Raw genomic sequence first — 11405 nt, forward strand, 5'->3', positions numbered from 1 at the left:
TTGCCAAGGCCAAGGCTTTCCAGTTAATTCCGCGCGTTCCTTCAAGTGTCTGCGCGCGTTTTTGGCGCGCTGCGGAGTGCGCAAAAAATGTCCCTTCCCGAAAAGGCCTTTCCTGTTTCCTGGGATCAGTTCCACCGCGACGCGCGTGCGCTCGCCTGGCGGCTTGCCGGCGCCAACAAAGGCCAATGGAAGGCGATCGTCTGCATCACGCGCGGCGGCCTGGTTCCGGCCGCCATCATCTCGCGTGAACTCGGCATCCGGGTCATCGAGACGGTTTGCGTCGCCTCCTATCACGACTATGCCAGCCAGGGGCAGTTGCAGGTGCTGAAGGAGGTCACGCCGGCACTGCTCGCCGATGACGGCGCCGGCGTATTGATCATCGACGACCTGACAGACACCGGCAAGACCGCGGGCATCGTGCGCGCCATGATGCCCAAGGCGCATTTCGCCACCGTCTACGCCAAGCCGAAAGGCAGGCCGATGGTCGACACCTTCGTCACCGAGGTCAGCCAGGACACCTGGATCTATTTTCCGTGGGATATGGGCTTCACCTACCAGAAGCCGATCGCCGACGACCACGCCGGCTGATTTGCCGCAACTGCTTTTTCTTCCGGAACATGCCGGCGAACACTGCTTGCCGGCGAGCACTGCTTGCCGGCGATCACGTCTTGAAAGAGTGCCGTAGCGCACGATATTTCCTGAATCGGAACCTGGTGGTGTGGTTAACCCGTTCGTATGAGGTTTTTTACTTTTATTGCTTATGATTAGCCGTAAGATTCACGAGACGGCAAGTGATTCTGGAGGCTGGGGCAAGCTTCTCCGATGTTGACGAGGCCAGCAACGCACAACCATTTGGCCGAAAGGGTTCAGCGGCTCTTCGGCCCAGCACCGTGCCGCCTGCAGGTTGCAGCATTGCCCTGGCGCGACACCGGGCATGGCGTCGAGATCATGCTGATCACCAGCCGCGATACCGGCCGCTGGGTGCTTCCCAAGGGCTGGCCCGAGGCCAAGGAACTGCTTTGCGAAGCGGCGGCGCGCGAGGCCGGCGAGGAAGCCGGACTGCGCGGTACGATCTCCCACCACGAAGCCGGCCGCTACTTCTATGCCAAAGCATTGGCTTCCGGCGAGGAAGTGCCTTGCGAGGTTTTGGTGTTTCCGCTGCAGGTCGAAAAGGTCGCCGGCCGGTGGAAGGAAAAGCGGTCGCGCATCCGCAAATGGGTCAGCCCCGCCGAGGCCGTGCGCATGGTCAACGAGCCGGACCTCGGCCAGATCATCGCCTATTTCTGTGCCGACCCGTACCAATTCTCCTGAGCACGGCCTAAACCGCGACGCGCTTTAGGTTGTTGTTTATGCATGTCGTTATCGCAAAACCGCTGCACTCCCTCGGGTCAGGCCCGAGGGCATGCTTTTGCGCAACATGCATTAGACTCACCGGCCAAAGCCGCGCACCTGCCGCGCATCACCGGCGATGTTCTTTGGCGAAGGGAATCGATTTGGCCACTCCAGCTTGGCATGCGTTGTCCGGCTGATATGGCCTGCACGTGGGTGAAAATCGAAATCCTGCGGGCCTTTCTATCCCCGTTATCCACATATGTGACACACAAGATGTTGGGGTCACAAAAGCTGCGTAAACGAATCCTTGACGGCGCAAAACGAGTCGCCTTTTATAGGCCATGCGCTCCTGTTGAGAGCGCGACCGGAAAGTTCTGAGCCCGGTCTTTTTTCCCGGATTACGTGCGTTTGGCCGCATTTCCGCCTGGCTACGAGGCCGGCGGAAGCGTTGGGATTGTGGGGTTTTTGGGGGACGAAAGGGAAAAATGTCGGACTGGAATAAATTGTCTGTTAATACTATATTTAGTGTTTGCAGGTAGGTTCGACGCTAGATAGTGTGAAGTTCCCTCGATTGAGGGAGTCGCAAAAAAGTTTCAATTTTGAGGGACCCGCAGGGTCCGTCGGCGCGTTGGACGGCTACTTCGCAAGGAGTTCGACCAGCAGGGCGGGCGGAGCCTCGTGAAAAGGAGCCGGCCGTTTTCGAACGCCGGCAGACGGCGGACATGCGCGTTTCGCAATGGGGGCAGAAATCCCGTGGGAAAGGCGCTATATGTAGACAAGCAAGGGATAGGACCAATGCGCATCGAGCGTCGTTTCACCAAGCAGGGGCTAGCAGGTCAAGAAGGGGCGGCTTATGCGGAGATCGAATTCCGCAAGGCACTTTCGGAGATCAAGAATCCGGATGGCTCGGTGGTGTTCCGCTTGGACAATATCGATGTGCCGGCGCAGTTCAGCCAGGTGGCCGCCGACATCCTGGCGCAGAAATATTACCGCAAGGCCGGCGTGCCGGCACGGCTGAAGAAGGTCGAGGAGAACGACGTCCCCTCCTTCCTGTGGCGCTCCGTCGCCGACGAGGCCGAACTGGCAAAACTGCCCGAGGCTGAGCGCTACGGCTCCGAGATCGACGCCCGCCAGGTCTTCGACCGCCTCGCCGGCACCTGGACCTATTGGGGCTGGAAGGGCGGCTACTTCAAATCGGAGGAAGACGCGCGCGCCTTCCGCGACGAACTCGCCTATATGCTGGCCACCCAGCGTGTCGCGCCGAACTCGCCGCAATGGTTCAACACCGGCCTGCACTGGGCCTATGGCATCGACGGCCCGAGCCAGGGCCATTTCTATGTCGACCCGTTCACCGGCAAGCTGACCAAGTCGAAATCTTCCTACGAGCATCCGCAGCCGCATGCCTGCTTCATCCAGGGTGTGCAGGACGATCTCGTCAACGAAGGCGGCATCATGGATTTGTGGGTGCGTGAAGCGCGGCTGTTCAAATACGGCTCCGGCACCGGCTCCAACTTCTCGTTCCTGCGCGGCGAAGGCGAAAAACTGTCCGGCGGCGGCCGCTCGTCCGGCCTGATGAGCTTCCTCAAGATCGGTGACCGCGCGGCGGGCGCCATCAAGTCGGGCGGCACGACGCGCCGCGCCGCAAAGATGGTCATCGTCGACGCCGACCATCCCGATATCGAGGAATTCATCGACTGGAAGGTCAACGAGGAGCAGAAGGTCGCCTCGCTGGTTACCGGCTCCAAGATCGTCAAGAAGCACCTCGAAGCGATCATGAAGGCCTGCATCAACTGCGAAGGCCAGGACGATGATTGCTTCGACCCGGCGATCAACACCGCGCTGAAGCGCGAGATCAAGCTGGCCAAGAAGGACGGGGTGCCGGAGAACTACATCTACCGCGTCATCCAGTTCGCCAGGCAGGGCTACACCTCGATGTCGTTCAAGACCTACGACACCGACTGGGATTCGGACGCCTACCTCACCGTTTCGGGCCAGAACTCCAACAATTCGGTCTCGCTGAAAGACGATTTCCTGCGCGCCGTCGAAGAGGATGCCGACTGGCACCTCACCGCCCGCAAGGACGGCAAGGTGCTGAAGACGCTGAAGGCCAGGGATCTGTGGGAAAAGATCGGCTATGCCGCCTGGGCGTCGGCCGATCCGGGCCTGCACTTCAACACGACGATGAACGACTGGCACACCTGCGCCGCGGCCGGTGCGATCCGGGCGTCCAACCCGTGCTCGGAATACATGTTCCTCGACGACACCGCCTGCAACCTGGCCTCGATCAACCTGCTGCCCTACCGCAACGCGGACGGCACCATCGATATATCAGCCTACGAGCACACGGTTCGGCTGTGGACCATGGTGCTGGAAATTTCCGTCATGATGGCGCAGTTCCCGTCGAAGGAGATCGCCAAGCTCTCCTACGAATACCGCACGCTCGGCCTCGGCTACGCCAATATTGGCGGCCTGCTGATGACCTCGGGCATTCCCTATGATTCCGACGAGGGCCGCGCCATCTGCGCAGCACTCACCGCAATCATGACCGGCACGGCCTATGCCACCTCGGCCGAAATGGCCGCCGAGCTCGGCGCCTTCCCCGATTACGACCGCAATGCGCAGAACATGCTGCGCGTCATGCGCAACCATCGCCGCGCTGCCTATGGCGACAAGGACGGCTACGAGAAACTCGCCGTCAACCCGGTGCCGCTGGTCGCCTCCGACCTGAAGCAGCCGGAGCTTGCCGTCCATGCCAAGGCCGCCTGGGACCGCGCCATCGAGCTCGGCGAGGAGCATGGCTACCGCAATGCGCAGGCGACCGTGATCGCGCCGACCGGCACGATCGGCCTGGTCATGGATTGTGACACCACCGGCATCGAGCCTGACTTCGCGCTGGTCAAGTTCAAGAAGCTGGCCGGCGGCGGCTATTTCAAGATCATCAACCGCGCTGTGCCTGAAGCGCTGCGCACGCTCGGCTATTCGGAAAGCCAGATCGCCGAGATCGAGGCCTATGCGGTCGGCCACGGCAACCTCAACCAGGCGCCCGCCGTCAACCCCGGCTCGCTTAGGGCAAAGGGTTTTACCGACGACAAGATCGCGGCGCTTAACGCCGCGTTGAAATCAGCCTTCGACATCAAGTTCGTCTTCAACCAGTGGACGCTGGGTGCCGACTGGGTGAAGGAGACGTTTGGCTTCACCGACGAGCAGCTCAACGATTTCTCGTTCGAGATGCTGCCGGCGCTCGGCTTCTCGAAGAAGGACCTCGAGGCCGCCAACATCCATGTCTGCGGGGCGATGACGCTGGAAGGCGCGCCGTTCCTGAAAGCCGAACATCTGCCGGTGTTCGACTGCGCCAGCCCGTGCGGCAAGATCGGCAAGCGTTCGCTGTCGATCAACAGCCACATCCAGATGATGGCGGCGGCGCAGCCCTTTATCTCCGGCGCCATTTCCAAGACCATCAACATGCCGAACGACGCGACGGTGGAAGATGCCAAGGGCGCCTACATGCTGTCATGGAAGCTGGCGCTGAAGGCCAACGCGCTCTATCGCGACGGCTCGAAACTCTCGCAGCCGCTCAACGCCTCGCTGCTTGCCGACGTTGAAGACGACGATGACGATGCCGTCGAGCAGTTGATCGCAGCACCTGCTTCGCAGCGCGCGGTGCAGGTGACCGAAAAGATCGTCGAACGCGTCGTCGAACGCCTCTATCGCGACCGCGAAAAGCTGCCGAACCGCCGCAAGGGCTATACCCAGAAAGCGGTCGTCGGCGGCCACAAGGTCTATCTGCGCACCGGCGAATTCGACGACGGTCGCCTTGGCGAGATCTTCATCGACATGCACAAGGAAGGTGCCGCCTTCCGGGCGATGATGAACAACTTCGCCATCGCCATCTCGCTCGGCCTGCAATATGGCGTGCCGCTCGAGGAATATGTCGAAGCCTTCACCTTCACCAAATTCGAGCCGGCCGGCATGGTGCAGGGCAACGACGCCATCAAGAACGCCACGTCGATCCTCGACTACGTGTTCCGCGAGCTTGCCGTGTCCTATCTTGCCCGCCACGACCTCGCCCATGTCGACCAGTCGGATTTCGACAAGACCGCACTCGGCCGCGGCATCAACGAAGGCAAGGCGACGCCGTTCTCGAAGGGGCTGACCCGCGGCGTCTCGCCGGTCAAGCTGGTATCGGGCATGGGTGCCGAACCCAAGGGGTTTGGCGGTTCAAATCCCTCTCCCGCTCCCACTCGTTCGGCGCCGACGGCGTTCTCAGGCTCCAATGTGCTGGCGCTGAAGCCGGCCAGCGACGAAGCGATCGCCTATAAGCGGGACTATGAGGAGCGGGCGAAGGAACTGGTCGAGGACATTGCCTATGAGGAAGCAACCGACCCGACCGGGCTGTTCACCGACGATGCCGCGAAAGAAGCGGCCGAGGCCAAGGCGCTTGCCGCGACAAGGCGTCAGCAATCCTTGATGCAGGGCTACACCGGCAACGAATGCTCGGAATGCCACAACTTCACCATGGTGCGGAACGGCACGTGTGAGAAGTGCGATACCTGTGGGGCTACGAGCGGGTGCAGCTGAGGACCGATGCCGCTGAGGTGGACCTTAAGGAATGTCCCTATGGGCGTATTCGTTTCCGCGAGGGGAGTTAAGGTTTGTCCTCGTAAATGTGCCGGACCCTGTCCTTACTGATGGTGATGGGGAACTCAAGGTCAGTACCTGGGCGCAGCGTACGGTGCCGCCCACAAGAAGCGGAGACATCGTATTGGAGCATGAATATACCGTGTTGGGTGGGGTGAACCGCGCCCGGATCGGGCACTACCTGGGCATCATATCCAGCGCTGTTTCGGCCGGCGTCGTGTTTGTCTTCCTATCAGCAATCGATCTTGCGAGTAAATTCGGCATTTCGGCAAACCTGCCCCCCTCGGTCCTGTCTTTAGCAGGTGCCGGCACCGTCTTCCTTGTTCTCTATTGGATTCTCGATCGGTTTGCTTGGAAGTGGATCGGCCTTTCAAGGCTGCTCAAGGTACCTGACCTGTCGGGGAATTGGGACTGTAAGGGCCAGACAATCAATCCTGATGGCACGACCGAGTACCAGTGGAAGGCAGTGATCACGATTGTTCAGAGTTGGGACCGCATACGGGTCCGGCTCAAGACGGATCAATCTGGTTCCAACAGCACCAGCGCCGCCTTAATTTGCGATGAAGCTGACGGGTACAGGCTTTTCTACAGCTACAAGAACGACCCGAGCATTGGCGAGACTGAATTGAGGAGCCACCGCGGGTCGGCAGAGATCACATTCGCCAAGGATCTGCAGTCCGGCAACGGCGAATATTTCAATGGACACGGCCGCTATACTTTCGGCCAGATGAGCCTAAACAGGTTGCAAGATGGCCACCGACATTGAGAAGCGTCTTAAACAGTTGAGTACTCGTCGCAGAGGGATCGATCGCCTCGGACGCCTTAGCACGGCCGCGCAGACCGACATCTTGCAGAAAAGTTTCCTCAACGAGAGTTGGCAGAAGCGGGCCCCGGCCCAGCCGAACACGCGGTATGCGTTGGGTGCAATGCAAGAAGTCGGCCCGGACTACACCCGTATCAGCATCGAGACGGCGGAGCGGGTCGGCAAACAACTCAAGGAAAAGCTTGAGGCCGCGGGTTGGTCCGTCGAATTCGGCTGCAAGGATCGGTGCCGCTCAACGTTCACATCAGAGGTGTCAGCGACGTTGACCTTTTGAACCTCGAAGCCAATTTCCTCACCTACCTGCCTTCAGGGCTTAAGGCCCGTCTTGGCCATTATACAAGTCCGACAAGCGAGAGTTCTGTGGACCGATTGATGCGGCTACGCAAAGAATGCGAAAATGCTCTGATCAACGCATACCCTGCCGCTGACGTCGACACATCAGGAGGCAAGGCAATTGCAATTTCGGGAGGTTCGCTGGCGAGGCCAGTCGACGTCGTGCCTTCGCACTGGAACGACACTGTTGAATACCAATCTTCGGACCTCGAGCGCGATCGCGGCGTCACCATCTTGAACAAAAAGGTGCCCGAAACGATCGATAACTTGCCTTTCCTGCATATCGGTCGAGTGCACGATCGCGATCACAATGAGGCGCGGGGCGGGCTGAAAAAGGCGATCCGACTGTGCAAGAACGTCAAGAACGACGCGATCGAGGATGGAAAGACCATAAACCTGCCCAGCTTCGATATTGCTGCTATCATGTACCACGCTAATCAAGCCGCGCTGCGCGCCGGCGTCTTTTACGAGCTGGCGATTCTTGCCGAAACGCAGCGTTTTCTGGATCAACTGTGGCACAATAAGGAGCATGCGCGGACCCTGAATGTGCCCGACGGCTCGCGCCGCATATTTGACAATGAAGGGAAGTTTGGCGGTCTCCTAACCCTGTCGTCGGAATTGGACGACCTAGCACGTGAAGTAGCACGCGAACAGAACCAAGCTCTTCGTTATCAGCAGTCAATCCCGCTGGAGGAAAGCCGAAAAGCTATCTCAAACATCTTGGTTCCTGACTGAGGATACGCGTCGTCGGCGGCTAGTCCATAGTCTGGCCTCCTGCTGCTTGCAAATGGCAGTTTGAGTGTTGTGTGCGGCGGTCGTTTGAAGCGTTCCGGAGAAAGTCGACATCGAGGTCACAAACTTAATCGCGGCACGATCCACTCCGAGTAGCCATTTGAATCAGGCGCAAATTCTTGTACGAGCACCTCTCGATTCGGACCTGGAAGTCGGTTGAGTACTTGCCGAACTTCGTTTTCCAAATCACGGCGGCGGGTCCACACGCCCATAATTGCTTCAGGAGCTATCCGGTCCCGCACCTGGACTTCCGCGTCAGGATCGGTGGTCAGGAAAAGTGGAATGCCTGTCTCTGCCCGGTAAGACGTCCCGCCGAAATTTGTGGGGGCCATTTCAATTTCGTCAGAAAACATCTGATTTAACGCCCACGGGCCGTCTAAACGGCCTTGATGGTTTTTCATTTTATTTGTCGCCGCATTGCGGAAGCGGAAAGCGCAATCCTGTGTCCATAGGATTCTTGGATCGAGAACGAGCACGACCCATTCGGCTCCGGGGCAACCTTTCCTCTTTTTGGTGAAAATGCCTTGCTGACCGCTGAAATGGATAGGGAAACCACTTTATTATTGTCATCCATGCGGTAACGGCACCGACATAGGCGTCAAAATCGGCAGTGGAAAGAATTTCCCGCGATAAAATGCCATGCTCAACGATGTTGGGCAAATTGTCGACAATTGTAAAATGAAGCAGAAAACGGATGCCCTGACTCGCTGCTACACCTTTGATCCTATCAGGTACTGAGTCACGTCTTGCCAATTCGGTATCCCATGCTGCCGTTGTGATTGTCGCCATGGATAGCAAAGATCACGATGGGCCGTATAGCACCGATGAAATTGCACTCTCCTGCATGAGGCTTCCGTCTTAGGTTCCCGACCTGTGACTCCATCCTTATCCGGCAGGAAGTAGCACTGCACCTCACCTTTGGGCCGGACGCACGACCGCCCCCGATGTGGGCAGCGCGGCATTGTGCCCATCAGATTGTTGGCCATCGACCCCGCCGCGTGCTCTCATAAGAGTATCTCGGCTGGGTTTCATATCTGACTGAGGTGCTCGAACGGCGACTTTGACAAGATCTGCAGGTGCTCGGGAGCACCGCGCTATTACCGCCACGGCTGCAAACTCTGGTCGCCGACATAAGCGATTTGGCTCCCCTTCTCCCCTTGTGACAAGGGGAGAGGAAAGAACCAGCTTCAATTCACGGCGCTGATGTTGCCCAAGCGTAAAAACAGCGTTTCGCCGGAAGAATCGTCGACGCCGTCATTGTCGGTGGCGACGAAGATGTCGCCGTTCTTGTCGATGGTGAAACCTTCGACCTTGTCGACGACATAGCCGTTGGTGGCTGATTTCAGGTCGCCGACGATGTCGCGCACCAGCGTCTTTTCGACCAACGGCAGGTCGCCGCCGAGCTTGGCAGGTTTGAAGGCGTCGAGGGCCACCGAATAGATCCGCTTCACCTTGGCCAGGTCGCCGATCTGGTTGTCGCGTTCGAGGATGTAGAGCTTGCCGTCATGCGCGGTGATCTCCGACAGGCCCATCCAGCCAGCTTCGGTCGCTTCGAGCGGATAGCGCACCGCCGACCATTCCTTGGCCTTGGGCTTGTAGGCCAAGAGCTTGACCTGATTCTTCGGATCGTCGGCCCATTCGCGTTGCATGGCCATCACCAGCGTCAGGTCGTCGCCCTCGCCGACCGCAGTGATACCTTCGAGACCGAAGCGGGTCTGATGGGCGAGCAGTTCCATCGGGAAGCCGATTTCCTGCTTGATCTCGCCCTTGTCGTTGACGCGCAGGATGGCGTGCGGGACGAGCTTTGCCGGATCGCCTTCATTGGCCAGCCAAAAGCCGCCTTCACCGTCGGCGACAAGACCCTCGATATCGAGCTTCTGTGCAGGATGGCCATCACGCGTGACGATGGTCTTGCCGGTGATCAGCGCCGGCGTCTGGGTGGCATCGATCTCGAAGATCGAGGGCGCGTTGGCGTAGAACGAGTCCGAGGCAGCGAACAGCTTGCCGGCAGCATCGCTGGCCGCGAGCGCCGAAAGCGCACCCCAGCCGAGCGGCGTGCCGTCCGCCGTGAGCTTTGCCGTGATCATCGGGTAAGTGGCGGGACCCTCGGAGCGCTCGTAGATCATGACGTGCGAACGGGCGAGCCCGTCCTCGACCAGGTCGGCCTCGTTGGCGGTGACCAGGAGATTGCGCGACGGGATCGCGACCAGGCCTTCCGGGCCGATGCCGGATGGCAGGATCTGGACGAACCGAGGCTCCGCACCCGTGTCCTTGTAGACGCCGACAACGGAACCACGCTCCGAAGCGACGAAAATCAGTCCGTCTTCGCCGAACGTGCCGGTCTCGAGAGCTTCCGGCTCGACGCCCTTCTTGTTGCGGTCGTCGGGATAATGGCCGGCATTGGCGACCTGGTACTCGAAGGACGGACCGGATTCGTAGAGGACCTCGCCCTTCTTGCTGAAGATTGTGAAGCCGCGCGAGCCGCCCTTGTAGTCGCCTTCGTTGGCGACGACGAGACGGTCATTGTCGAGCCATTTCACGGCGTCGGGCTCGCGCGCGACGTTTTCCATTTTGCCATCGAAGGACAAGGCGCCGTTCTTCTTGGTGTCGATCTTGTCCAGCGCGACTGAGCCTGCGGTGAAGTGAGTGACGATCGCGCCGGTTTCGGCGTTGACTATGGCAATGTGGTTGTTTTCCTGCAGCGTGACCGCGATCTCGCCGGCCTCGTTGAAGGCGACGAATTCCGGCTCCGGATCTTCCGCCACGACTTCGGCAATACCCGCCAGGTTGACGGTCTTCATCGTCGCGCAATCAGGCTGGCCTTCGGCAAGCGTAAAGATCTTGAGGTCGCCCGCCGGCATCTGCGGAATTTCTCCGTCGTTCAGCTCCTCGTCGCGCTCGTTCTCGATGGCAATGGCCAGGAACTTGCCGTCCTTGCTGAACGCCAGCGAGTCCGGCTGGCCGCCGAGGTCGCAGGTGCTTTCGATTGCCTTGGAGGCGAGGTCGATGACGGTGAGGTTGCCCGAAGGCTTGGCTTTGCTCTGGGACGTGTTGACGCCGGCCAGAACCTGGCCGCCGATGACCACGACCGAGGTTGGCTCGCCGTCGATCTTGACGATGCCGCCGGCCTTGGGCGCCTTGGGATCGGCGATGTCGATGAAGCCGACCGCACCGAGCGGGCTATCGGAATAAACCAGCGTCATGCCGTCTTCGCTCGCCGTGATGATCTCGGACGAAGTCGGCGTGGTCTTCTCGACATCCGCCGGGAGGTTTCCGGCGACCGCGAAGCTCGCGACCCGGTTGAACATCATGTCGGCATGGGCCGGCAGCGAAACGGAGGCAGCAAGCGCTGCCGTCAGGACGAAAAGCGCGGAATGGCGGGGCACGGGCGGCGTCTCCTGTTCGAATGGAAGCCACCTGATTTGCGGGAACCACATTTCAAAGCGATGACGGATCGATGACACTTCCGCGACAGGCGGTCAGGGTC

Annotated in this window: 9 protein-coding genes; 6 read left to right on the plus strand and 3 right to left on the minus strand. The window is 59.7% G+C overall.

The window, feature by feature from the left end; genetic code table 11:
• Positions 1-87: 87 nt before the first annotated feature.
• From gpt to NMG70_RS22610, 6 genes are all read left to right on the plus strand, one after another.
• Complete coding sequence (gene gpt, locus NMG70_RS22585; protein WP_254018014.1) at positions 88-588, plus strand: xanthine phosphoribosyltransferase; 501 nt, start codon at positions 88-90, stop codon at positions 586-588.
• A gap of 234 nt (positions 589-822) precedes the next feature.
• Positions 823-1311 carry an NUDIX hydrolase gene (locus NMG70_RS22590; protein ID WP_254026575.1) on the plus strand — a complete coding sequence of 163 codons (489 nt, stop codon included), beginning with the start codon at positions 823-825 and terminating at the stop codon, positions 1309-1311.
• 816 nt (positions 1312-2127) lie between these two features.
• Positions 2128-5910, plus strand: a complete 3783-nt coding sequence (locus tag NMG70_RS22595; RefSeq protein WP_254026576.1) for a vitamin B12-dependent ribonucleotide reductase — start codon at positions 2128-2130, stop codon at positions 5908-5910.
• A 184-nt stretch (positions 5911-6094) separates the two neighbouring features.
• Entirely contained in the window at positions 6095-6736 is a 642-nt protein-coding gene (locus NMG70_RS22600; protein WP_254026577.1) for a Cap15 family cyclic dinucleotide receptor domain-containing protein, read from the plus strand.
• Complete coding sequence (locus NMG70_RS22605; RefSeq protein ID WP_254026578.1) at positions 6720-7067, plus strand: hypothetical protein; 348 nt, start codon at positions 6720-6722, stop codon at positions 7065-7067. Before NMG70_RS22600 ends, NMG70_RS22605 begins: the two co-directional genes overlap by 17 nt.
• The gene (locus NMG70_RS22610) at positions 7019-7861 is read left to right on the plus strand and encodes a nucleotidyltransferase-like protein (RefSeq protein WP_436798443.1); all 843 of its coding nucleotides are present in this window, start codon (positions 7019-7021) and stop codon (positions 7859-7861) included. Before NMG70_RS22605 ends, NMG70_RS22610 begins: the two co-directional genes overlap by 49 nt.
• A gap of 116 nt (positions 7862-7977) precedes the next feature.
• Here NMG70_RS22610 and NMG70_RS22615 read toward each other — a convergent pair whose 3' ends face one another.
• The 3 genes from NMG70_RS22615 to NMG70_RS22625 all read right to left on the minus strand — a co-directional run bounded on the left by NMG70_RS22615 (position 7978) and on the right by NMG70_RS22625 (position 11304).
• The gene (locus NMG70_RS22615; protein ID WP_254026580.1) at positions 7978-8394 is read right to left on the minus strand and encodes a DarT ssDNA thymidine ADP-ribosyltransferase family protein; all 417 of its coding nucleotides are present in this window, start codon (positions 8392-8394) and stop codon (positions 7978-7980) included.
• Positions 8321-8671, minus strand: coding sequence for a hypothetical protein (locus NMG70_RS22620; protein WP_254026632.1), 351 nt, complete (start codon positions 8669-8671; stop codon positions 8321-8323). The genes NMG70_RS22615 and NMG70_RS22620 overlap by 74 nt, the downstream gene beginning before the upstream one ends.
• A gap of 434 nt (positions 8672-9105) precedes the next feature.
• Positions 9106-11304: an esterase-like activity of phytase family protein gene (locus NMG70_RS22625; protein ID WP_254026581.1), complete on the minus strand. Its 2199-nt coding sequence runs from the start codon at positions 11302-11304 to the stop codon at positions 9106-9108.
• Positions 11305-11405 lie beyond the last annotated feature (101 nt).

The organism is Mesorhizobium ventifaucium (assembly GCF_935822925.1).
GTDB classification, from domain to species: Bacteria; Pseudomonadota; Alphaproteobacteria; order Rhizobiales; family Rhizobiaceae; genus Mesorhizobium; species Mesorhizobium ventifaucium.

What these genes read in the sequence shown, in the direction of transcription:
- NMG70_RS22590 (WP_254026575.1), top strand. Translation starts at nt 823, where the DNA reads ATGTTGACGAGGCCAGCAACGCACAACCATTTGGCCGAAAGGGTTCAG.
- NMG70_RS22605 (WP_254026578.1), top strand. Translation starts at nt 6,720, where the DNA reads ATGGCCACCGACATTGAGAAGCGTCTTAAACAGTTGAGTACTCGTCGC.
- NMG70_RS22595 (WP_254026576.1), top strand. Translation starts at nt 2,128, where the DNA reads ATGCGCATCGAGCGTCGTTTCACCAAGCAGGGGCTAGCAGGTCAAGAA.
- gpt (WP_254018014.1), top strand. Translation starts at nt 88, where the DNA reads ATGTCCCTTCCCGAAAAGGCCTTTCCTGTTTCCTGGGATCAGTTCCAC.